The following is a 23,023-nucleotide window of genomic DNA, read 5'->3' on the forward strand; positions in this document are numbered from 1 at the left end:
AACGGGAGGAGATGCTTGTGAAGAATCAAGATAAGTGTAGTAAGTTTCAAGCACCTATTCCTTTTCCACCGCCAGGTATTACGGGGCCCACTGGACCAACCGGTCCAACCGGTGCTTTAGGTGGACCGACTGGACCACAAGGAATACAAGGCGTACAAGGTCCAATCGGTCCAACTGGTCCTCAAGGAATACAAGGAGTGCAAGGGGTGCAGGGAGAAAATGGTCCAACAGGCCCAACGGGTTTAACTGGACCACAAGGTTCTCAAGGTAATCAAGGACCTATGGGAGAACGAGGGCCACAGGGAATACAAGGTGTTCAAGGAATTCAAGGTGAAAGAGGTCCGACTGGTCCAACTGGTATTCAAGGGATACAAGGAATTCCTGGCCCAATAGGTCCAACAGGCCCAACAGGAATACAAGGTATACAAGGAATGCAAGGTGAAATCGGGTTAACAGGTCCAACAGGAATACAAGGTATACAAGGAGTACAAGGTGAAATCGGTCCAACGGGACCAACTGGAAATACGGGTATACAAGGTGTTCAAGGGAATTTAGGGAGTAGTGGTTTACAAGGGGTAATAGGTATACAAGGTATTCAGGGACCAATTGGCCCGACAGGTCCAACAGGATCTCAAGGAATTCAAGGAGAACAAGGTCCAATGGGACCAACAGGGGTAACTGGGGTCCAAGGTTTACAAGGTCCACAAGGTGAGATGGGGCAGGTCGGTCCAACAGGATCTCAAGGAATTCAAGGAGTGCAAGGTGAAATCGGTCCAACAGGCCCAACTGGTTTACAAGGTGATCCCGGTCCAACAGGCCCGACAGGAGCAACTGGGATAACTGGTCCGACTGGTTCTGCAACAGGTCCGACGGGAGCAACAGGTCCAACGGGGCCACCGGGAGGCCCAACAGGTCCAACAGGTCCAGCAGGATCACCAGGGGGCCCAACAGGTCCGACGGGAGCAACAGGGGCAACAGGGGCGACCGGAGCAACTGGAGCAACTGGAATCCAAGGAGTGCAAGGAGTACAGGGACCAACAGGAGCAACAGGTTTAACAGGAGTGCAAGGAGTACAGGGACCAATGGGGGCAACTGGTCCAACGGGTGATCAAGGTATTCAAGGACCTCAAGGTGTAATGGGAGTAACAGGTCCAACCGGTCTACAAGGTTTACAAGGGATACAGGGGCCGGTAGGAGCAACCGGCCCAATCGGCCCGCAAGGAGTGCAAGGAGCACAGGGACCAATCGGTCCAACCGGCCCTCAAGGGATACAAGGCATACAAGGTGAGCAAGGAGTAAGGGGAGCGACCGGTCCAACTGGTTTACAGGGGCTACAAGGAATCCAAGGTCCGAGTGGTCCAACCGGTCCTCAAGGAGTGCAAGGCGTACAAGGTCCGAGTGGCATAACAGGTCCAACTGGTCCTCAAGGAATACAAGGTATTCAGGGACCACAAGGAAGTATAGGCCCAACCGGTCCTCAAGGCATACAAGGAGTGCAAGGTCCACAAGGCCCAACCGGCCAGACGGGGGCAACGGGGCCTCAAGGAATACAGGGAATCCAAGGTCCAATTGGTCCAACCGGTCCCCAAGGAATACAGGGGATACAAGGCGTGCAAGGTTCCCAAGGCCCAACTGGTCCAACCGGCCCTCAAGGTCTACAAGGAATAACCGGTCAGTCGGGCCCAACCGGTCCAACCGGAGTAACAGGTTCGACTGGAGTAACGGGGCCTCAAGGTCCCCAAGGAATTCAAGGACCACAAGGAGTAACAGGGCAGACGGGAGCAACTGGAGAGACAGGAGCAACGGGCTCACAAGGTCCACAAGGAATCCAAGGACCACAAGGGATAACAGGTCCAACTGGTGCAACCGGCCCGACGGGAGCGACGGGTCCAACCGGTCCACAAGGAATCCAAGGTCCACAGGGTGTGACAGGAGCAACCGGAGCAACCGGCCCGACGGGAGCGACGGGTGCAACTGGACCGACCGGAATACAAGGCATACAAGGAATAACTGGAGCAACAGGGGGAACGGGGGAAACGGGTCCAACAGGTGCCACGGGTCCAACTGGCTTGACAGGAGCAACAGGATCATCTGCTATATCGACAGGTGGCGGATATTTCTTTTCTACATCAACAAGTACAATTGCTGCAAATGCCAACATTCCAATTAATTCAGGGTCCACTGTATATGGCACTGGTGTATCTTTAACTAGTGCTACGACAGTCACAGTAGCGACGCCAGGAATATATTTAGTAAGCTACTATTTTCAAGGGGATGCAAATGGGGGGAATGAGACAGTATCTGTTAGATTGCTATTAAATGGAACGCAACTAACAGGAAGTTTTATACAAAACGTAACGACATCAACTGTCGTAATCGAACCAGCCATTTCAAATACACTTCTTGTGAATGTGACGAGTGCTAATTCAACATTAATATTACAAAATGGCCCGTTAGGTGTAGGGCATGTGACTACTATAGCAGGTGCGATTACAGCAAGTTTAAATGTAGTGAGAATTTTATAAAGAATATAAAAAACACAAGGAATGTCTTTGTAAGACGCACCTTGTGTTTTTTAATATTAAATAAATATTTTCTTTATCTTTTTGGTTGAAAAATATGTTGAAAGAAGTATTTGTGATGTAAGTTATCTACAACTTTATTTGCTTGATATGTGCGGTGTTGTTCTAATCGAAGTCTTTGCTCCATCATTTTTATTGCGTGATCAGATAAACGTAACATAATACATTCTCCTTTTCTATAAATATAGGTTACTATTTGATATCGATCCCATATTTATAATTAAGGAGGCAAAATGTGTAACATAGGCAAAAAACACCTTCCTCTCCCATTACGCTTACGAGGTTAGCTGTCGGACTCGGGAAGTGAGAGTTTCCCTACTTAAAAAAGATTCGCCCCAAGTAGCATAGCTACAAAATTGGTTCCCCCGCTCCAAAATTTGGACTCAGCAAAAGGTTTTATAAAGTAAAAAATAACATAAAGGAGCGAACAAGTCAAATTATTTTGTGTATTCTGTCTTTTTTAATTGCGTAAGAATCATACCGTCAGGAAGTATTGTATCTGATACTGTAATGAATCCGTGTTTTTTATATAAAGTAATAGCAGGGGTATTCGCTTTACCCGTTTGTACAATATATGTCATAGAAGAAGGGAACATGTTAAATATATAAATTAGGAGTTTCGTTGCGATTCCTTTTTGGAAAAAATCGGGCGATACAACTAACCTGTGGATATCGATTAATTTTTCTTCTTGTACAATAGAAATAAAACCGACAAGTTTATTTTCAGAAAAATATCCATAGAATGTTTCAACACAACTTTGAATATCGTTTACAGTATCATATAAACGAGGTATGGCAGTACTATTTAAATAGTCTGCTTCAACTTTATAAGCTGGAATTTGAACCTGTAAAATGGATGTTGCTACTTCAAAAGAAGTGGAATTTAACTTAAGAATCATAGATAATGAAGCCTCCTTTAAATATGGTATATGAATATAATTGCTTTATGGGTGAGTTTGACAATATTTTTCTTTTTTGCATATAATATATGTATCTCCATATGTAAAATAGTAGTAAATATATTTCTATAGTGAAATATGATTAGCAATGATAAATACATATGTTTGTATTAAATCATACAAACTATAATAGAAATGGAGGACTAAAAATGGGATGGATTATCACATTAATAGTTGGTGCTATTATAGGTGCAATTGCTAGTTCTATAACAGGTAAAAATTTCCCAGGTGGTATGTTCGGAAATATTATCGCAGGTTTATTAGGTGCTTCGTTAGGTGGTAGATTATTTGGATCCTTTGGGCCATCATTTGGTGGGATTCATGTCGTGCCAGCATTATTAGGTGCAATCGTGTTAATTTTTATTGTATCATTTGTAGTGAAAGCTGCAAAGAAATAGATATATAGATTATGATGAAGAGCCCTGAATAAGGGCTTTTCATCATTCGAAGAGGTGGTTTCATTGGAGAAAATAAATATAAGAAAAAGAGATAAGTTAAGAAAGTTTTTTAGAGAACAAAATTATTTGGCGGTATTACTTGGATTTGCGTTATTGTTCATTAATATTTTATTGCTAACAAAAATATCATTTGTTTTTACACCGTTTATCGTATTTTTAAAAACAATTTTCTTCCCAGTACTATTAGCAGGCGTGCTATTCTATATTTTACATCCATTCGTTTCGCTTTTAGAAAAGAAAGGTGTTTCAAGAATCGTATCGATAGCTTCCATATATTTAATCGTACTAGGATTATTTGTATTTTTAGTTGTAACGGTTATCCCTATTATTAAAGATCAAATTGATGCATTAATTGATAACTTACCGTATTTTGGCCATGAGATTGAACAAGCAGCACGTAGATTCGGGGAAAGTAATTTACTCGGTAAAATTCAAGAGAATTTAAATATTAATGTTGCGAATATGGTAAAAGAATACACAGTTGATTTTACAAAGTCATTATCATCAGTAACTGGGAATGTAACTGGATTTTTGAGTACTGTTACAGAGGTTGTTTTAACATTTGTAATGGTTCCATTTATATTGTTCTATCTTTTAAAAGATGGTGAGCAATTGCCGAATCACTTTTTAAAGTTTATTTCAGAGCAAAGACAACCAGCAGCAATGAGAATACTAGATGATATGCATTATGCGATTAGTTCGTACATTAGAGGGCAAATTATAGTTAGCTTGTTTATCGGTATTATGCTATTAATCGGTTACCTTATTATCGGTATTAAATATGCAGTACTACTCGCTATTTTAGCGATGATTGTAAATATCGTTCCGTACGTAGGACCAATTATCGCAATTACACCAGCGTTAATTATTGCGTTTATTGATTCGCCAGGGATGGTTTTAAAGGTAATTATTGTAATGATGGTTGTACAATTAGCAGAAGGTAAATTTATTTCTCCGCAAGTTATGGGTAAGAAGTTAGATATTCACCCAATTACAATCATATTTATCATTTTAACTGCCGGAAACTTATTCGGGATTATGGGCATTATTTTAGCCATTCCAGGATATGCGATATTAAAAGTGTTAGTTACACACGGTTATAGATTTGTTAAGTTGAATACATGAAAAAAAGAGCTAAAACAGTGGGAACTGTTTTAGCTCTTTTTTATTAACAATTCATTTGCATATTGGCGTGCCCATTGATCCGCTTCCAATATAGCATCAAGTGAAGGATCTTTTACATTATGATGAGCTTCAACTGTTTTGTAAATTGTTTTTTCAATATCGAAAAAGGCAATTTCATTTTTTAAGTATAGTGCATTCGCAATTTCATTTGCTGCATTTAATACAGCGGGAGTAGTACCACCGATTTTGCCACATTCATATGCGTATTGTAGACAAGGGAACTTCTCTAAATCTGGTTTTTTAAAATGTAAACTACCGATTTCTAATAAATTTAATTTTTCATAGGAAGAAGGTAGCCGAGTAGGATAGTGAAACGCATATTGAATCGGCATTCTCATATCAGGAGCACCGAGCTGTGCCATAACTGATCCATCAATAAATTCTACTAAAGAATGAATGATACTTTCTTTATGAATCATTACATCAATTTTTTCATACGGAATATCAAATAGCCATCTCGCTTCCATTACTTCAAAGCCTTTATTCATTAATGTGGCAGAATCAATCGTTAGTTTTGCACCCATTAACCAGTTTGGATGTTTTAAAGCGTCCTTAGCTTGTAATGTTTGCATTTCTTCACGTGTTTTATCACGAAAAGCACCACCGGAAGCTGTTACAATTAACTTCTCAATCTCTTTATTATTTTCTCCGTTTAAACATTGGAAAATAGCTGAATGCTCACTATCTACTGGAATTAAGCGACATCCGTTTTGTTTCGCTAGTTCAGTTACGATATGTCCAGCTGCAACCAAAGTTTCTTTATTAGCAATAGCGATATCTTTCTTCGCTTTTAATGCTTCAATTGTTGGGAGTAATCCTGAAACACCTACAACAGAGCTTAATACAAGATTTGAATCAGGGTGAGTAGCTACTGCAATTAAGCCATCAGTCCCGTGTGTGATTTTTGTATTTGCTGAAATACGCGTACGAAGCTTGTCTGCTAAGTCTTTTGTCGCAACGCTTACAATACGAGGTTGAAACGTTTTGATTTGTTGCTCAAGAAGATCGATATTATAATTTGCGGTTAAACCAACGATTTTAAAATGTTCAGGATGAGCTGAAACGACATCTAATGCAGATGTGCCGATGGATCCTGTTGAACCTAAAATTGCTATATATTTTACCATGAAAAAACCTCCAAAGTTGTTTCGAATATTTCTGCAAACCTATATAACATTAGACAATTGAAGTGGAAATTCCTGCTATATAAAATAGAAAATTAGGGTTTATTTGGAAGTGAAATGTGATAAACTGTAAAAAATAACGAAAAAGCAATGAAAGAGAAGAGTACATATTCGAAACTTTTTAGAGAGCTGATGTGTGGTGGAAATCAGTAAGGGATGAATATGGAATGGGCTCTGGAGCTTCTAACTGAAATGAGTAGGTAAAGACGGTTACTTCACGTTAAGAAGTTGAAGTGAGCTATAATGATAGCTAATTAAGGTGGTACCGCGGGAGTCTCTCGTCCTTTTTTAAGGATGAGAGGCTCTTTTTATTTTGAGAAAGGAGGAGTTAGTGTGAGTGAGAAAATAATGTTAACAGGAATTAAGCCGACAGGTTATCCGCATTTAGGAAATTATATTGGTGCGATTAAACCTGCATTACAAATGTCAAAGAATAATGAAGGAAAAGCATTGTACTTTATAGCTGATTATCATGCATTAAATGCTGTTCATGATACAGAGAAGTTCAGCAGTTATACGAAAGAGGTAGCAGCTACTTGGTTATCGCTTGGACTTGGAGAAGATGTTATTTTTTATCGGCAAACAGAAGTGCCGGAGATTCTAGAATTAGCTTGGATTTTAGCTTGCCTAACTCCGAAAGGTCTTATGAACCGTGCTCATGCGTATAAAGCGAAGGTGGAGCAAAATAAAGAAGCAGGGTTAGAGGTCGATGCGGGAGTGAATATGGGGTTATACACGTACCCGATTTTAATGGCAGCTGACATATTATTATTTCAAGCTACTCATGTACCAGTTGGAAAAGACCAAATTCAGCATATTGAAATTGCGCGTGATATTGCGACTTATTTTAATCATACATTTGGCACGACATTTACACTTCCAGAGTATGTCATACAAGAAGAAGGAGCTATTTTACCTGGTCTTGACGGAAGGAAGATGAGTAAAAGTTACGGAAATGTGATCCCATTATTTGCAGAGCAAGCAAAACTACGAAAGTTAATATTTAAAATCAAAACAGATTCTTCACTTCCAAATGAACCGAAAGAACTAGAAATCTTATTTACAATTTATAAAGAATTTGCGACAGAGGCTGAAATACAGTCGATGCGTGAAAAATATGAGACTGGAATCGGATGGGGCGATGTGAAAAAAGAGTTGTTTCGCGTTGTAGATCGTGAGTTAGCTGGACCTCGTGAGAAATACACTATGTATATGAATGAACCAAATTTATTATATGAAGCGTTAGAAAAAGGTGCTGAGCGAGCAAGAAAAATCGCGAGGGTAAATTTAGCGGAAATTAAAAAACGGATTGGATTTGAGAGGGGATGCTGAGCGTTCCCTTATTTTTTTATAAAAAAATCGAACGAAATTTTAATTTGTTACCAATATAGATTGAGGGAGGGATAAAAATGGTTACAATTCTCGAATTAAAAATGTTACTCGTTCAAATAGGAACAGAAATTGTACCACCTAGTAATCTAAAAGAAAAAATTTTAATTCAAGTTAATCTAATGGAGGAAATAACATTTAATCATGTTGAGGTGAATAAAGATGAGTGAAATTGTGTTAGCAGTTCAAGGTTTAAGTAAGACATATGAGAGTGTAGATACAAATGTTAGAGCCTTACAAAATGTATCTTTGGAGTTAAATAAAGGAGAACTCATTGCCATAATGGGAACGAGTGGATCTGGAAAGAGTACATTACTGAACACTCTTGGTGCTCTAGATAAGCCTGATGAGGGGGTTATCTATGTAAATGGTGAAGTACCTGAAAATATGTTCATTGAACCGTATGCGACAGAGTACAGAAGGGATAACATAGGATTTATATTCCAGTCATTTCATTTATTAAAGGATTTATCTGTAGAAGAAAATATTGCGTTACCCCTCATATTATCAGCTGATTCAGAAGAGGAGATACGAGAAAAAACAAATAAAATATTAGATGTTCTAGGTTTAGTAAATTGGAAAAATCATCAACCAGTGCAGCTTTCTGGGGGACAACAACAACGTGTTGCAATTGGTAGGGCGTTAATAACATCTCCTCCAATTGTTCTTGCAGATGAACCTACTGGAAATTTAGATTTCAATACGTCTAATGATATTTTACGAGTACTAGTCGATATGAAACAAAAATTTAATCAAAGTATGATTCTTGTTACTCATGATCCCCACATTGCTACGTATGCAGATCGGGTTCTCTTCTTTCATAATGGAGAAGTGGTTGATGATTATACGTGTTCTCATGGAGTAAATGATATGAATATTATTTTAGATAAATTCAGAAAATTAATGGAGAAATCAAAATGATAAAATCAGTACGAGGATTAAGTTTACGCTTTTTTAAGACGAATAAATTCACTGCTATTTCCTCTATCGTTAGCGTTATGTTGGCTGTTTCTCTAATTGTTACGATGATTGTATTTTCGAGTCATGCGAAACAGTCTGTTATAAATGAAGTGAAAAATGTATACGGAGATATGGATTTATCTGTCGGATATAATCCTGATCAAAATAAGTTGATGGATAAATCTTTACTGCAAAATATTAAGGAACAAGAAAATGTTGAATACATGTCAAAAGTATTAGTAAATCATTTGCAAGTAAATAAATTGAATTCAGCTATTTATACAGTAGGTGTTCAAATTGATTCATTATCTAAAAGTCGATATCACTTTTCTAAAAATATATCAAATGAAGAAGTAACATTAAATGATGGATTAGCAGAAACTTTACAAGTAAAAGTTGGGGAAAAGATTGAAATCGAAAATAAATCATATGTAGTAAAAGAAGTGTTGCCTGATATAGAAGCTGGAGGTTTAGCTCCAGATATACTTATTTTATCTGAAGGTGTGGTGAAACAGCACGTATATGAAAAAACGGGTAAACACAATGAAGCTACTTATTTGTTAATAAAAGCAAAAGAGAATGCAGATGTACTAGCATTGTCTAGTGAAATTCATAAAATAGACAAAGAATTAAGAATCGATATTGCGGAGGAAGACGAGTTTTTAAAAAGTAATTTAGCATCATTACATATTTTTATAATCGTTTTATCTACATTAATACTTATTATTACTGCGTTATTGTTGGTGTCTAATTTTGAAGTGTTTTTATATAAATATAAAAGTCAATTTGCTATTATGCGATCAATGGGAGCAACAACGAAACAAATGTTTAAAGTTATATTTATTCAATGTAGTGTAATCAATTTCTTTGGTGGAATATTAGGTTTGTTACTAGCTGTAATAAGTAACCGTTTTTTACAAAGTTGGCTAGAGCGTGTATTTGCTTTTCAAATTAATTCAATGAATTTTGACTATACAATAGCAATTGTAACAGTGATTTTTAGTATCTTTTTTATTGAACTGTTTATGTTATATCCGTCATACAGAAGTTCGAAAATATTGCCAGTAAAGCTTATGCGGGAGAATGAAGAATCCGATTTTTCTAATAAAAAAACACGCAGTATTATGGGGAAATTTCTTTTAATGAGTAGCGTATTTTTAACTGTTTTAGGTGGGTTTGTAGCAAATACGGGAGATACGCAGGCAATAGTGATATTAATAGGAGCTATATTTCTCGTTTTAGGAGTATATATTTTATTTCCGACTTATCTCTCTTCGATATTAATAGCATGTCTACCTATAATGAAAAAAATATTTGGAAGGAATACATTTGTTGCTATTAAAAATGTAATTCCGCAAGTAAGAAAAAATACATTTGTTATCTTAATGATAAGTACAATGATGGTGATAGTTGTCTTCGGTTCCACTATATTTAAAACGATGCAAAAAAATAATGAAAGATATTTAAAAAGAGAATTTCCAACACATATTGTTGTGGAAAATCGTTTGAATAATGATTCAACAATTTCCTCACCTCATATACAAAATATATTTAAAGAAATAAGTAGTGTAAAAGGAACTAGTACGATTAGTACGAACTCACTGGCAGAATTAAAGCAAGGTGAAAAATATATTACTTTTGACTATAATTTAGGTGATGTAAAGGAAATGGAAAAGCAAGGGTTACTGCCAGAAGTACCTGCAAATTTAGAGAATAGTATAATTGTTACAGAAGAGTTAGCGGGGCGATATAAACTTCATGTAGGGGATATCGTTCAATTGGGTCTATTTTCAGAACAGGAACAAAAAGTTAGACCGACTGGTAAGGTAGAAGTTGGATTAATTGTTAACGAGCTACCGAATTCTCCTTCGGTACTTATGGATTGGAGTAATGTAACATATAAACAAGATTATACAGTTTTTGAGCGTGCATTTATTAGTTCAAATAATGAGAGAGAGACGTTGGAGCAATTAAAGAAAGTGAAAGGTCAATATCCACAATTAAAAATAAGTAGTTATACTCAATCGTTAAAGCAATCTAATTTAATGTTCCAGCAAAGGTGGTCTATATTCATCGTTGTTATTGTAGTAATTTTGTTTAGTGTAACATTAGGGGTATGTAATACACTTATAAATAATATTCAATCTAAAAGAAAAGAGTTTGCTATTTTACGAGCGATAACAGTTAAGAAAAAGGGGATTGTACAAGTTATTTTGACGCAAGTTAATTTATATGTACTTATCGGATTAGTACTTGGGGTTGTTATAGGAATATTATTAACCTATATGGTAAGTATAATAGATCGTACACCTTTATTTTTTGATTTCAAACTTATCGTAACGGTAGTAGCGGGGATGTTCGGAATAGTCCTTATTATTTTTATCCCTTTTGCTAATAGAATAGGAAAAAGGGACATTGTAGAAGAGTTAAATAAAGATAATAAATAAAAGAGGTTAACCCAAGTAGCTATTCAGCTACTTTTGGGTCAATCTCTTTTTTATTAACAATTGATTTCCATATTGGTGTGCTCATGAGCGCCTAAAGGAGGGGATTTTATGTAATGATGAGTCTTAACGGTTTTAATGAAAAACAATGTATAGTGCGTGATATAAGTTAAATGCCATCAAGTAATATCATTAGGTGAAGTAAGGAGTTCGCACTTCTTTTCCGAACTTATTAGTTGCATATATGAAAAAATATGCTAATATAGGGTTACTTATTAAACATGTTTAATAAGTAAAATTAAAGTCACTTATTAAAGGTGTTTAATAAGTTGGCCCTATTCAATAAAAAAGGAGATGAATGTATGAAAACGGAGAAAGAAAAGATGGTGGCAGGAGAAATGTATATTGCGGATGACGAAGAATTGGTGGCTGATAGGGTGGAGGCAAAACGTTTAACACGCCTTTATAACGAGGCGATGGAGACAGGAGATGAGAGGCGTTTTACGTTATTAAATCAGCTTTTAGGTTCTTCAACTGATGGGAAAGCACAAATTAATCCTGATTTTCGTTGTGATTACGGCTACAATATTCATGTCGGAAAGAGCTTTTTCGCAAATTTCAATTGTGTGATTTTGGACGTTTGTGAAGTTCGAATCGGTGATAATTGTATGTTTGCACCTGGTGTTCACATTTATACTGCTACTCATCCATTACATCCGGTGGAACGAAACTCTGGCAAAGAATATGGAAAACCGGTAAAGATAGGTAACAATGTCTGGGTTGGCGGAGGCGCTATTATTAACCCTGGTATTTCAATTGGAGATAATGTTGTAATTGCTTCAGGGGCAGTTGTGACAAAAGATGTACCTAATAATGTAGTTGTTGGTGGAAACCCAGCTAAAGTTATTAAAACGATAGACTTATAGAAATCGTTTTTTATGAGTGCATGAATAAACAGATGTCGTATCGTATAGAAAAGGTGAAAGATGTTTCATATAAAGAAAAATAGTACGGAAAATCGTACGAAGACATTACTTACTTCTTGAAACGCTCTTTTTCGTATTTGTTTTGCCGGTTTTCTCGTTTGCTGTAAGTTTCTATCATGCCTTTCGAGAGGACTCCCACCTCTAAACGTAAGTGAAGGTGGTGAGGTGAATCGAAAGAAATATTTTATTTTCAAGAAAACAATAGAAACATACGTTCTGTTTTGCTATAATATCCTTAACAAGGAGGTGAATAAAATGACAAAGGAAAATCCGTCAAACTATAAAACTCTTCAAATTTGGATTAAAAAAGGGCATCGTATGTATTCTTATTTTCAAGAATGTTGTCATAACGCTAAGAACATGTACAACACCACAAACTTTTATATACGCCAGGTGTACACTGGATTAACACAAGAAAAAGAGTTGCAGCCTTTGCAAAAAGAAGTTCTGGATAATATTCATAAAAATATTGATAAGATGAATGACACACAACTTCTTGCCTATCAGAAGAAATTGGAAAAAGAGAAATTAAAGCCTAAAGAAGAACAGAAAGAGATTACATGTAATTTGTTTTCAGAACCTAATTTTGAAAAACCTTATGTAGATTACAACTTTCTAGATGCACTATTTAAGGCTATGATTCAAAATGATTATCGAGCTTTGCCTACGCAATGTAGCCAGTCAATCATGAAGGGTTTGTTCCAAAATTGGAAATCTTTTTTTGCTAGTTTAAAAGACTATAAAAAGAATCCAAACAAATATGCTGGAACGCCTAGGATTCCAAAGTATATTCGTTCTTCTGAAAAAGAGATTCTGTATACAAACCAAGATTGCATCATTAAAAACGGTAGATTTTTAAAGTTTCCAAAGACGAAATTGCAATTAAATATTGGGAAACTAGGTTTCACTGAAGGTAAACTGAAACAAGTTCGTGTGATTCCAAAATACAATGAATATGTAGTGGAATTGGTAATTGATGTTCCTTCTGAACAACAAATGATTGAAGAGAATGCTCGTTATATGAGTATTGATTTAGGGATTGATAACCTTGCAACCATCGTAACAAACACAGGTATGAAACCTGTCCTTGTTAAGGGCAAACATATCAAAAGCATAAATCAATATTACAACAAAATGAAGAGTCATTTTACAAGCATTCTTAGAAATGGAAAACAAACGAATGAAGGACCTTTTACTTCTAAAAGGATAGAAAAACTTCATCAAAAACGTTACTTGAAAATAAAAGACGTCTTCCATAAAGTTAGTCACCATATCGTAAAACTAGCTCAAGAAGAAGTTTGTAAAATCGTTATTGGTCAAAACAAAAGTTGGAAACAAGAAACGAATATGGGAAAAAGAAATAACCAATCGTTTTGTCATATCCCGCATAATTTACTGATTCAAATGATTACATACAAAGCAAATGCTGTAGGCATTCAAGTTGTTGTAACTGAAGAATCATATACATCGAAAGCAAGTTTTCTGGATAACGACTTCATTCCAACGTATGGAGAAAATGACCAAAATACAACTTTTTCAGGAAAACGAATAAAGCGCGGCATATATCGTTCAGCAAATAAAACTTTAATTCATGCAGATGTAAATGCTGCGGCTAACATTTTACGAAAGGTAATCCCAAATGCATGGACAAATGGGATAGAGGGGTTAGGCGTGAAACAGCTCGCTAATGTGTTAACTCCCCTGACGTTAATCGTCCGTTAGGTCGAAACGTTAGAAACCCCCACTTCAAGCTTTGCTAAGTGGGGGAGTGTTCATTGCTTTAGAAAATGATGTATGATATATTGTCAACGCAACTTATTAAAAGTGTTTAATAAGTATGTTGATTAAGGTGGTGAGCGATTTGAGTGAACAATTTGTTACTCAAAAATCGATTAAAGAGACGATCCTTCGCGGCATTCGTACAGCTCTTCTAGAGCGAGGTAGTGCAACGAAAGTTGAACTTAGTAATACATTAGAAATCAGTTTTCCAACGATAAGTAAATTTATAGAAAAAATGAAACAAGACGGTGAAGTCACTTTAGCCGGTTTAGATGATTCAAGTGGTGGAAGAAGAGCAAAACGATATGAATATAATCCAGAATATATGTTAGGTTTAGCGATATTTTTAGAAAAAAATGAGACGAACTATACAATTTTTAACTGTTTAGGGGAAGTAAAAGAACAAGGCAGTACTTCAAGTGCATTAATCGATACGGGTCTAAGTGTATTGACAGAACATATAGAAAGTCTTATAGCTACGTTTCCAAAGATAAGTTCAATCTCAATTGGTGTTCCTGGTGCTGTCGATAATGGGCGTATTTTCTATATTCCTGGATATGAAAAGTTCCAAAATTTTAATTTGAAAAGTCACTTGGAGGAACTGTTTTCTATACCAGTAGTAATAGAAAACGATATGAATGCTGCAGTACTCGGCTATCATAAAAATACTGGAAACAATGAAAATTCCTCTCTTGTATATTTGTATTCAGGTCAAAATGGCCCAGGTGCGGGGATTATGGTAAATGGAGATGTCGTACGCGGAAGCACATTTTTCTCAGGAGAGATATCTTTCGTCCCGCAGTACGATAATAAAAATTTCTTGCAAGCTTTGAGAAGTGAAGATTCGAATAATCCAGAGGAATATAATATAGATGCTATTACTCGTTTAATAGCTACATGTATAGCTATTATTAACCCTCATGGATTCATCTTCTGTGATGATGAAGTGAACCAAATTGTAATAGATCAGATTGTAAAAAGTTGTCCGCAGTACATTCCGGCAGAACATATTCCGAAAATAACAGTGAGCAACTGGAAAGAAGATTATTTATATGGGTTAAAAAGCCTTGGACTTGATCTTATGATTACGAGAACAAATAAAGAAAATTAAATGTACTGGCAATGAAGCATCCAATTGCCAGTTGAATAACATAAAAGAAAAGGTGTCGATTATGAAAATTGAACATGTAGCAATTTGGGTGAATGATTTAGAAAGAATGCGTGATTTTTATAAACAGTACTTCGGTGGTGAAGAAAATAGCTTATATCACAATCCGAAAAAGCAGTTTGAATCTTATTTCATAACTTTTGAAGGCGGTGCGCGTCTAGAACTTATGAAGCAGGTAGGGATAGACGAGAAAGTACAAACACAAACAATAGGATATGCGCATATTGCTTTTTCAGTAGATAGTAAAGAAAAAGTGAACGAATTAACTAATACATTAAGAGAAGCAGGATACTCAGTGTTAAACGGGCCGCGTACTACAGGGGATGGTTATTATGAAAGTGTAGTAAGTGATCCTGAAGGAAATCAGATTGAGATAACAATCTAACATTATATTTACTAATAATTGATAAAAAGTAAAATTTTGCTGTTCCCCAAAATGTGTACGAGAAACCTATTATTTCTGCAGAAAGGGGGACATAATGTTGAGTGAAATCATTTTTATTTTCTGTATATATCCATTGCTTGTTTGTATTGTTTCAATAGCTGGAGCATATAAAGTAGGTACATTTTATGTGATGCCAATAGTAACATTTCTTATTTTTCTTATGTTAAATGTTACAGTGCACGATCCAGCATTTTTCTTTTGGGTGGGCATGTATACTATTCTTTCATTTATTGTTTCTTATATAACTATCCTTTTTATAAAGGGATATAAAGTTGTAAAAAGAGAGCGTTAATATCATTTTGGGAAAATAGGGATTTACGGTGAACGATAACAACCTCATTTCACGTTGTAATGACGGGAAATGAGGTTGTTTGATTTCTATTTTTTATTGGAGTGATGAAAATCGCGAAGAATCTTCTCAATGACTGGATGAAGAGTACTAGGTAACTCATCAAGCGGAAAGAAACGTAATTCTTTTGACTCAGTTTTATCACATACAAGCTCCCCATAAAATTCTCGGCAAATATAAACAACGAGTACACCGTGTACTTGATCGCCATTTGGATAGATTTGAAAGAAATCTGGCCCTGAGTATGTACGGAATAGTTCTGGATTTTTAATAATAAGTCCAGTTTCTTCATATACTTCTCGCTTTAAAGTGTCTTCTAATGTTTCGTTATATTCTAAAGCGCCGCCAATAATGCCCCAGCGGTTAAAGTCTGTACGGAGCTGCAGTAATACTTCACCTTTTTCATTTACTATAATGGCGTGCGAACCTATTAAAATAAGTGGATGATTTCCTACTAAATTTCTCATGTCTTCAATATAACCCATGTTTTGACTCCTTGTTTTTAATAGTAATTAGGAAGTTCTTTTAACATTCTTTCTGTTTTACGTGCTGTAAAGGCTAAGTTATGATCATCTTTCGTTCTGAAAAATAATGTGCGTAAAAAGGTTTTAATGTTGGCACATAAAATACAATACTCATTAAGCGAAAGGCGTTTTCTAATTTGAGGAAGCCTTTTTATTTTTTTATGAATAATAGAAATTAACTCGTTTTGAGGAAAATCATGATACAGCATTGCTAGTAATGGAGTAACAATGCGTTCATCTTCGTTATTATGAAAAAGGTCAGATGGAATAAAGATTTTATTTAATAAACAATGAATTAATTCTTCGTACCACTCAAAGGTCGTATACGTATTATGAACAATTTCGGTAAAAGCATCAGATATGTGAGCAAGACAATGAGCCCATCCTTTATTTTCGATATAGCCCCGAAAATCCGTTTCTAAGTTTGTGTATGTAATGAGTTTATTTTTTATTTCTTCGATATCCTCCTCTGTACAAAAGTAGTGCGAATTAGCGAATTGGAGTATTAACGCAATTAACGAAACAGTGTAAGAACGTGTGAAAACCCCATCTGTATGTGGGGAGTAAATGTCACAATATAAATACTCATCACTTAAACAAGTTTGCAGAAGTAATTTCAGCTGATCGTCCATAAGGAATTCATGATGAATGAAATGCGCAAAACATTTATATATAAGTTGGTAACGAACGTAGCTATCAGTCGTTCCGATATACTGAAGCATGTTCAAAGTTAACTCATTTACGTCTATATGTTGCAGTTGCGTATAGTCATTTTGTTGTATAAGCTCTAACTGTTGTTGCAATGCTGTAATATCCAATGGAGAACCTCCTCCGCACTTTAAAGATGCGATCTTTTCTAGTATTCTATATATTCAAGGACAATCCTGCTCATGCAAGGAGAACGATTAGAAATTCGAGTATGATATAGATGAGGGAAGAATATGACGACGATAGAACAGTTAGAAAAACATTTTAAAATAAGAAGAAGTGCTTCTTCTATTATGATAAAAGAAAATAATGCAGAGGTTTTTACAGAAGAGCAATTAGAAGAGATGTTGCAATATTGCGTTGCTGAAGCTCAAAAAGATGGATTAGAAAAACTACATTTTGAAATCTCTTCAAAAAGTCCAAATTATGATGTGTATAAAAAATGTTTTGAAACGTATTCATTTGAATATATTACTGAAAACATGATTGTATTTAAAGATATATACGAAGTAGAAGATGCAGAAAGTGAAGTTGATTTTAAGTTAATTGAAGAAGTAGGGGAAGAGGCTTTTTATTCACTGTGGAATGAAGCGACGGGAGAACCAGTCGCTCATGATCAATTTGTGCATATGATGCTACAAGAAATTGGTGAGCAATGGAAAGAACATTGCTTAACAGCGAGTGTCGATGAAGAGCCGATAGGAATTGTAATCCCGCATATTGAAAGAGGTACGTTAGAAGAAGGGAAACTTATGTACTTCGCAGTTACTCCAAATATACGTAACAAGGGATATGAAGCTGCACTATTTGCAGGTGCGATGTTTGTCTTAAAGGAAATAGGTGCATCTTATTATATTGGTGAGACAAATATACAAAATGAGTGGATGAAGGATGTTTTTGAAAAGAACGGATGTCAGTTGCTGAGTTGTACTGAGCGGTATGTGAGGGAGTTTTAAGATATACCCTGGGACACATCTAGTGGGAACCCGTGTACAAATTTTGAACAAGTAAAAGAACTTTTCGCCTGTTTGTAAGATAAAAAGAAAAATGAGAACGACAAAGTAGATATTTGTATAATAAAATAGAGTAAGATTTGACTATAAGAGAAAGCGTTGGTGAAAGAATGGAGCAGCAAAGAAATTGGCTACAAGCAACTGTAGAAAGAATTGAAGATAATACGTTACAAATAAAGTGGGAAAATAATATAGAAGAAGTTCGTATTTATTGGAGTACTTCACCAGATCATATTGAAGAAAATGGAGAACTACTTGCAACTGTAAATGGAGGATTATCATATACAATTGAAAACCCGAGTGAAAATGAACGTCCATATTTTAGACTAGTAGGAAGTAATGGACAAGCAGTGACAGTAGCTGAGCGTAGATTGCCATTACAAGGTGCGTTTAACTTCCGTGATATGGGTGGATATGAAACGACAGATGGACGTAAAGTGAAATGGGGCAAATTATACCGTTCTGAAGAATTAGCAGGACTAACAGAGTGGGATATCGACTATTTACAAAAGTCTGGTTTAAAGTTAATTTGTGACTATCGTACAGACTTTGAGGTAAAGCATAAGCCAAATCCTGAGATTACAGGTGCTCGTCAAGTGTGCTTACCAGTTATGCAAGACTTAGCGAAAGACTTAAATATAAATGAGTTTTTCCAAGTTGGTGACCTTTCTATGTTAGGAAAACCAGGTGAGTATCTTGTGAAAATGAATCAAGATTTCGTAAGTGGTAACGAGGCATTCGTGAGCTTCTTAAACTTAGCGCAAAACCCGGAAAACTTACCGTTAGTAAACCATTGTACAGCTGGGAAAGACCGTACTGGATTTGGATCAGCATTATTATTACTTTTACTAGGTGTACCGGAAAAAACAGTAATGGAAGATTACTTATTAAGTAACGGATTCCGTGAAAAGTTAAATGAAAAAATGATGGCCTTTTTAGGTGCGAAATTACAAAACGATGAGAGCAGAGCGATATTAGGTGCAATGTTTGAAGCACGTGCTGAATATTTACAAGCTGCGATTGGTGAAATTCAAAAGCAATACGGATCAGTTGAAGCATACGCTGAAAGGGCTCTTGGCTTTACGAAAGAGTCGTTAGAGGAAATGAAAGAGTTATTACTAGAAGACTAATAAGTAAAAGGAGGCTGAGCGGATTAGCCTCCTTTTACTATTGTTGCTATAATTTTGTTAATGAGGATGTTGTGCACCGAGGAGAAAATGGATGAAAAGAACTTAAGAATCGGGGGATAAAATGATTTATACACGTGTAAAAGCAGAGGGGTTAAGAGAAAGGCTGGCAACAATACTAAGTCAAGAGTATAAGGAACTAGCTATTCAAGATTTAAAGGTGATTGGAACGGGAGTGCAAAATATTGTTTTTCAAGGAGATTCAGAAAAGGGGTCTTTAGCATTTCGAGTACCGTGGGAAAGGGAAGTGGAAAATATAAATGAAGACTTATTTAACAGTCGGATTTCGTTGCAAAAGGAAGCGGAGCTGTCTAAGTATTGTCATTCAAAAGGTATTCCAGTACCAAGGATACACGGATTGCATCTTTCAACCGAACTTGACTTTTTAATTTCGGATTGTGTGTATGCTGATCATATGCCAATTTCCGCATGCAAAATAGGGGAGTTAGTGAGCAAGCTTCATAGTATGCCAATTGATGGTTTGTATTACAAACAAAATATTAGAGAGCCCATTAGTAAGTATATAGCAGAACGAATTGTGAAACGGATAGAAGGGTTTAATACAATCACAAACTGTAAAATTAATCTTCCGGATACAAAAACAATTGAATATATTCTTAGTACAGCAGATCATGTAAAATGTTTATTACATATGGACATTCGACCAGCCAATTTAATTGGGTATAATGGAGAAGTTAAAGCAATAGTTGATTGGGATAACGCTTTAATTGGTCATCCATTGCTGGAGCTTATGAGAATAGCTGAAACAAATGAGGTTAGTTGGGATGAATTTAAAGATGGATATAAGAATGATAGTATCTTTAATGTTACTCCTCATATTGTTAGTTTATTTTATAGACTAGATACAGCGGTCATGCTAGCAAACTTATTTATAGCACATTTGAAAATAAAAGATAAAGGTGTATTCTATAAAGAGCGGGTTAAAGCGCTTCATCACGAAATATATAAAAATTTATAAGCAATGAGAACGAAGCTTTTAAAATAGGAATTGAGGAGAACATCATGAAATACAAAGTTATATTATTCGACGTAGATGATACATTATTAGATTTCCCAAAAACGGAAAGACACGCATTACATAATGCGTTTGTACAGTTTGATATGCCTACAGGGTATAATGATTATCTTGCAAGCTATAAAGAGATTAGTAATGGATTATGGAGAGATTTAGAAAATAAAATGATTACGCTAAGTGAATTAGCAGTAGATCGATTTAGACAATTATTTGCACTTCATAATATAGACGTAGATGCACAGCAATTTAGTGATGTATATCTTGAAAATTTAGGGAAAGAAGTACATCTTATAGAAGGCGCAGTACAATTATGTGAAAATCTACAAGATTGCAAGCTAGGTATTATTACAAATGGATATACGAAGGTGCAACAATCAAGAATCGGAAATTCGCCTTTAAGTAATTTCTTTGATCATATTATTATTTCTGAAGAAGTTGGTCATCAAAAGCCAGCACGTGAGATTTTTGATTATGCATTTGAGAAATTTGGAATTACGGATAAATCAAGTGTACTAATGGTCGGAGATTCGCTAACTTCTGATATGAAAGGCGGAGAAGATTACGGCATTGATACGTGTTGGTATAATCCGAGTTTGAAAGAAAACGGGACAGATGTTAACCCGACTTATGAAGTGGAGAGTCTGCTACAAATTTTAGAAATTGTAGAAGTGGCGGAAGAAAAGGTAGCTTCATTTTAATCATGCTGATATTTGTCGAAAAATCGATATATTGAAAAAATCGTTGATATATTGTAAGTTGTGATAGATATATTTGAAAAATCGTTGATATATTGTAAGTTGCGATAGATATATTTGAAAAATCGCTCATATAAATTCATATACTAAGATATAGAACAAAAAAATAGAGCTACTATACAAGGTCATTCACGTGTTATAATGCGTGAATTAAATATGCGTATATAAATAGTTTCCTAGCGTGATGCGATGTCATGTATGATTAGTGTAACAACTAGAGGTGAATAAAGGATGTTAACGTTTTTATTTGAGTTAGACAAGAATCTCCCGCAGAAGGATGAGCCACGGTATGTTGCTTATACAAATGGTTTTATCGAAGGGGATTTAACAATTTGTATGGGTGACAGAGTATTTTTTCAAAAATCATGTATGAAGGTTGCAGAGCTGGGCATTTATTTAGGTCAGTGGATGGAACAAGTTCAACACGGGCAAAACGTGCCTATGAAATATGAAACGGCTGACCGTGAAGAGGTAATTCTTGGCTTCTTCTATGAAGAGGATCATAACCAATGGAATGTTTCTTCCAGCTGGCAAGAATTTGAACTTCAGGAGAGTATCTCGACTACAACATTAGTAGAGAGCGTTCAACGCTATTTATATGAGTTAAATAAGGAACTGCGCGTGATAGAATATCCTGTGACGTTTGATCAGTACTTAAGAGGAGAGCGAATGATGCAGCTCTCTTACAAACGACCGTGTGATAGCAAAGCAGATACGACGCCGATAGAGTTTTATAATGGAAGTGAGCAAGTAGGCGTAGTACGGGGTTATTATAAAAATACGTTGATGAGAGTGCTGGACTTCATTCCGAAAATTGGTAGTAATATCATTTATGAAATAAAGGATAGTAAGGACAATATTCGCGTCATTGCAAAGGATGTAAGTAGGCAGCGCCAAAGAAAGATTTTAGTAACGTACATCGATAATAATGATGCAGAGCATGAAATACTTGTATGTGACGGAAAGTTATTGGATGCAAATTTTATATTTACCTTTACATATAAGGCAGAAGAATATGTTGTTCATAAAACTTCATTTGGAATGGGAAAATTATTACGAAAAGGCTATTTAATCGCAGATTGGAATATTCGTCTTGAGGAAGATATGTATTACATCGAGATGAATGCATATGATGGAGATTACATGGAGGATCAATACTTACTATTAGGCGTATTTCATGCGGTTTTATATGGATAATCGATGAGAAATACCGTCATTCTTCTTGGAAAGAATGACGGTATTTTTTATTTATCCTCAAAAATAAAAATCTCATCAATCGTACTATGTAATGCCTTCGCTATATCGTGAGCAAGCTGTAAGGAAGGATTATACTTACCTTTTTCAAGGTGGCTAATTGTTTCACGGCGTACACCAACTTGCTTCGCTAAATCTTCTTGTGTCATGTTCAATTTGGCGCGGTATTCTTTTATCCTCGTTACGAACGCCATGGTGCATCTTCCATTTCATCAACAGGTTTATCATAAAAGAACATAGAAAAACCGAACGTAAGAATGAGTGTGCCGAAAATAAGAGCGATATCAATTTCTTGTAGCGCCGGGTTTGGAAATAACATTTCAATAAACATAATGATTGCGGCACGATTTATTGACAATTTGTTCAAACAGTTCATCGTGTTGAACTGTTCTATACGATGTGAAAAAGGAGAAGAAACAGAACATAGTAAACAATCCTTTTTCATAAAAAAATCCGAGGAAACCGAAGAAACCGAGAAATCCTAAATATTTTATCCAAGTTGTTTTCATGATAGGTCCTCCTTACGTTGTTAGAAATAAGTCACGTTATGTTACAAATATATCACAATTGGATAGGAATGGTAATAATAGTTTTCCAGTTTGCTTCATAATAATAGTAAAAAGAGGAAATATGCTGCGAAATAAAGAGGATAATATTG

At 35.7% G+C, this 23,023-nt stretch carries 23 protein-coding genes, 1 pseudogene, 1 riboswitch and 1 other annotated feature; of the genes and pseudogenes, 17 read left to right on the forward strand and 7 right to left on the reverse strand.

The window, feature by feature from the left end; translation table 11 throughout:
- Positions 1–11 precede the first annotated feature (11 nt).
- Positions 12–2,525 carry a BC_3345 family exosporium-associated protein gene (locus MRP26_RS18380; RefSeq protein ID WP_242806533.1) on the forward strand — a complete coding sequence of 838 codons (2,514 nt, stop codon included), beginning with the start codon at positions 12–14 and terminating at the stop codon, positions 2,523–2,525.
- Between the two features lie 73 nt (positions 2,526–2,598).
- Here MRP26_RS18380 and MRP26_RS18385 read toward each other — a convergent pair whose 3' ends face one another.
- Together MRP26_RS18385 and MRP26_RS18390 are read right to left on the reverse strand one after the other, a co-directional pair.
- Complete coding sequence (locus tag MRP26_RS18385; protein WP_000945246.1) at positions 2,599–2,742, reverse strand: hypothetical protein; 144 nt, start codon at positions 2,740–2,742, stop codon at positions 2,599–2,601.
- A 96-nt stretch (positions 2,743–2,838) separates the two neighbouring features.
- Positions 2,839–2,981: riboswitch (cyclic di-AMP (ydaO/yuaA leader) on the reverse strand.
- Positions 2,982–3,019: 38 nt separating this feature from the next.
- Positions 3,020–3,481 carry a GNAT family N-acetyltransferase gene (locus MRP26_RS18390; RefSeq protein WP_197241904.1) on the reverse strand — a complete coding sequence of 154 codons (462 nt, stop codon included), beginning with the start codon at positions 3,479–3,481 and terminating at the stop codon, positions 3,020–3,022.
- Positions 3,482–3,690: 209 nt separating this feature from the next.
- Here MRP26_RS18390 and MRP26_RS18395 point away from each other — a divergent pair, with 209 nt between their 5' ends.
- Positions 3,691–3,939, forward strand: coding sequence for a GlsB/YeaQ/YmgE family stress response membrane protein (locus tag MRP26_RS18395; RefSeq protein ID WP_000539730.1), 249 nt, complete (start codon positions 3,691–3,693; stop codon positions 3,937–3,939).
- A gap of 63 nt (positions 3,940–4,002) precedes the next feature.
- Positions 4,003–5,124 (forward strand): AI-2E family transporter, encoded by a 1,122-nt coding sequence (locus tag MRP26_RS18400; RefSeq protein WP_000411485.1) that lies wholly within the window; start codon positions 4,003–4,005, stop codon positions 5,122–5,124.
- Between the two features lie 29 nt (positions 5,125–5,153).
- Here the strand turns inward: MRP26_RS18400 and MRP26_RS18405 are convergent, their stop codons facing one another.
- Positions 5,154–6,311, reverse strand: coding sequence for a 1-deoxy-D-xylulose-5-phosphate reductoisomerase (locus MRP26_RS18405; RefSeq protein WP_071732253.1), 1,158 nt, complete (start codon positions 6,309–6,311; stop codon positions 5,154–5,156).
- 138 nt (positions 6,312–6,449) lie between these two features.
- Positions 6,450–6,657 (forward strand) — a binding site (T-box leader).
- A gap of 44 nt (positions 6,658–6,701) precedes the next feature.
- Between MRP26_RS18405 and MRP26_RS18410 the strand changes: the two genes are divergently transcribed.
- The 9 genes from MRP26_RS18410 to MRP26_RS18450 all read left to right on the forward strand — a co-directional run bounded on the left by MRP26_RS18410 (position 6,702) and on the right by MRP26_RS18450 (position 15,831).
- Positions 6,702–7,700: a tryptophan--tRNA ligase gene (locus MRP26_RS18410; protein ID WP_071732254.1), complete on the forward strand. Its 999-nt coding sequence runs from the start codon at positions 6,702–6,704 to the stop codon at positions 7,698–7,700.
- Between the two features lie 77 nt (positions 7,701–7,777).
- Complete coding sequence (locus MRP26_RS18415) at positions 7,778–7,927, forward strand: hypothetical protein (RefSeq protein ID WP_000256358.1); 150 nt, start codon at positions 7,778–7,780, stop codon at positions 7,925–7,927.
- Positions 7,920–8,678 carry an ABC transporter ATP-binding protein gene (locus MRP26_RS18420; RefSeq protein ID WP_242806535.1) on the forward strand — a complete coding sequence of 253 codons (759 nt, stop codon included), beginning with the start codon at positions 7,920–7,922 and terminating at the stop codon, positions 8,676–8,678. Before MRP26_RS18415 ends, MRP26_RS18420 begins: the two co-directional genes overlap by 8 nt.
- Positions 8,675–11,164: an FtsX-like permease family protein gene (locus tag MRP26_RS18425; RefSeq protein ID WP_071732256.1), complete on the forward strand. Its 2,490-nt coding sequence runs from the start codon at positions 8,675–8,677 to the stop codon at positions 11,162–11,164. The genes MRP26_RS18420 and MRP26_RS18425 overlap by 4 nt, the downstream gene beginning before the upstream one ends.
- Before the next feature lie 359 nt (positions 11,165–11,523).
- Positions 11,524–12,087, forward strand: coding sequence for a maltose O-acetyltransferase (locus tag MRP26_RS18430; protein WP_000845630.1), 564 nt, complete (start codon positions 11,524–11,526; stop codon positions 12,085–12,087).
- Between the two features lie 315 nt (positions 12,088–12,402).
- The gene (locus MRP26_RS18435; RefSeq protein ID WP_242806538.1) at positions 12,403–13,869 is read left to right on the forward strand and encodes an RNA-guided endonuclease InsQ/TnpB family protein; all 1,467 of its coding nucleotides are present in this window, start codon (positions 12,403–12,405) and stop codon (positions 13,867–13,869) included.
- Between the two features lie 139 nt (positions 13,870–14,008).
- Entirely contained in the window at positions 14,009–15,037 is a 1,029-nt protein-coding gene (locus tag MRP26_RS18440; RefSeq protein ID WP_000003038.1) for an ROK family transcriptional regulator, read from the forward strand.
- A gap of 61 nt (positions 15,038–15,098) precedes the next feature.
- Entirely contained in the window at positions 15,099–15,479 is a 381-nt protein-coding gene (locus MRP26_RS18445; protein ID WP_000687573.1) for a VOC family protein, read from the forward strand.
- 97 nt (positions 15,480–15,576) lie between these two features.
- Positions 15,577–15,831: a YbeF family protein gene (locus MRP26_RS18450; protein ID WP_001289515.1), complete on the forward strand. Its 255-nt coding sequence runs from the start codon at positions 15,577–15,579 to the stop codon at positions 15,829–15,831.
- Between the two features lie 86 nt (positions 15,832–15,917).
- Here MRP26_RS18450 and MRP26_RS18455 read toward each other — a convergent pair whose 3' ends face one another.
- Together MRP26_RS18455 and MRP26_RS18460 are read right to left on the reverse strand one after the other, a co-directional pair.
- Positions 15,918–16,373, reverse strand: a complete 456-nt coding sequence (locus MRP26_RS18455; protein WP_242806540.1) for an NUDIX hydrolase — start codon at positions 16,371–16,373, stop codon at positions 15,918–15,920.
- Positions 16,374–16,390: 17 nt separating this feature from the next.
- Positions 16,391–17,230: a DUF2785 domain-containing protein gene (locus MRP26_RS18460; protein WP_000355450.1), complete on the reverse strand. Its 840-nt coding sequence runs from the start codon at positions 17,228–17,230 to the stop codon at positions 16,391–16,393.
- A gap of 123 nt (positions 17,231–17,353) precedes the next feature.
- On the opposite strand from MRP26_RS18460, the gene MRP26_RS18465 reads away from it, so the two are divergent.
- The 5 genes from MRP26_RS18465 to MRP26_RS18485 all read left to right on the forward strand — a co-directional run bounded on the left by MRP26_RS18465 (position 17,354) and on the right by MRP26_RS18485 (position 22,308).
- Entirely contained in the window at positions 17,354–18,076 is a 723-nt protein-coding gene (locus MRP26_RS18465; RefSeq protein ID WP_000207414.1) for a GNAT family N-acetyltransferase, read from the forward strand.
- Between the two features lie 167 nt (positions 18,077–18,243).
- The gene (locus tag MRP26_RS18470) at positions 18,244–19,263 is read left to right on the forward strand and encodes a tyrosine-protein phosphatase (protein WP_000437806.1); all 1,020 of its coding nucleotides are present in this window, start codon (positions 18,244–18,246) and stop codon (positions 19,261–19,263) included.
- A 121-nt stretch (positions 19,264–19,384) separates the two neighbouring features.
- Positions 19,385–20,299 carry a phosphotransferase family protein gene (locus tag MRP26_RS18475; RefSeq protein WP_000640703.1) on the forward strand — a complete coding sequence of 305 codons (915 nt, stop codon included), beginning with the start codon at positions 19,385–19,387 and terminating at the stop codon, positions 20,297–20,299.
- A 44-nt stretch (positions 20,300–20,343) separates the two neighbouring features.
- Complete coding sequence (locus MRP26_RS18480; protein WP_000875943.1) at positions 20,344–21,054, forward strand: YjjG family noncanonical pyrimidine nucleotidase; 711 nt, start codon at positions 20,344–20,346, stop codon at positions 21,052–21,054.
- A gap of 288 nt (positions 21,055–21,342) precedes the next feature.
- Positions 21,343–22,308, forward strand: coding sequence for a tubby C-terminal domain-like protein (locus tag MRP26_RS18485; protein WP_000955109.1), 966 nt, complete (start codon positions 21,343–21,345; stop codon positions 22,306–22,308).
- 47 nt (positions 22,309–22,355) lie between these two features.
- On the opposite strand, the gene MRP26_RS18490 is transcribed toward MRP26_RS18485, so the two are convergent.
- Together MRP26_RS18490 and MRP26_RS18495 are read right to left on the reverse strand one after the other, a co-directional pair.
- Positions 22,356–22,559 (reverse strand): helix-turn-helix transcriptional regulator, encoded by a 204-nt coding sequence (locus MRP26_RS18490; protein ID WP_000896321.1) that lies wholly within the window; start codon positions 22,557–22,559, stop codon positions 22,356–22,358.
- Positions 22,547–22,874, reverse strand: a pseudogene (locus MRP26_RS18495) (DUF3796 domain-containing protein). Before MRP26_RS18495 ends, MRP26_RS18490 begins: the two are co-directional and overlap by 13 nt.
- Between the last annotated feature and the right edge of the window lie 149 nt (positions 22,875–23,023).

The sequence above is a fragment of the Bacillus sp. CCB-MMP212 genome (assembly GCF_022748145.1).
Lineage (GTDB): Bacteria > Bacillota > Bacilli > Bacillales > Bacillaceae_G > Bacillus_A > Bacillus_A cereus.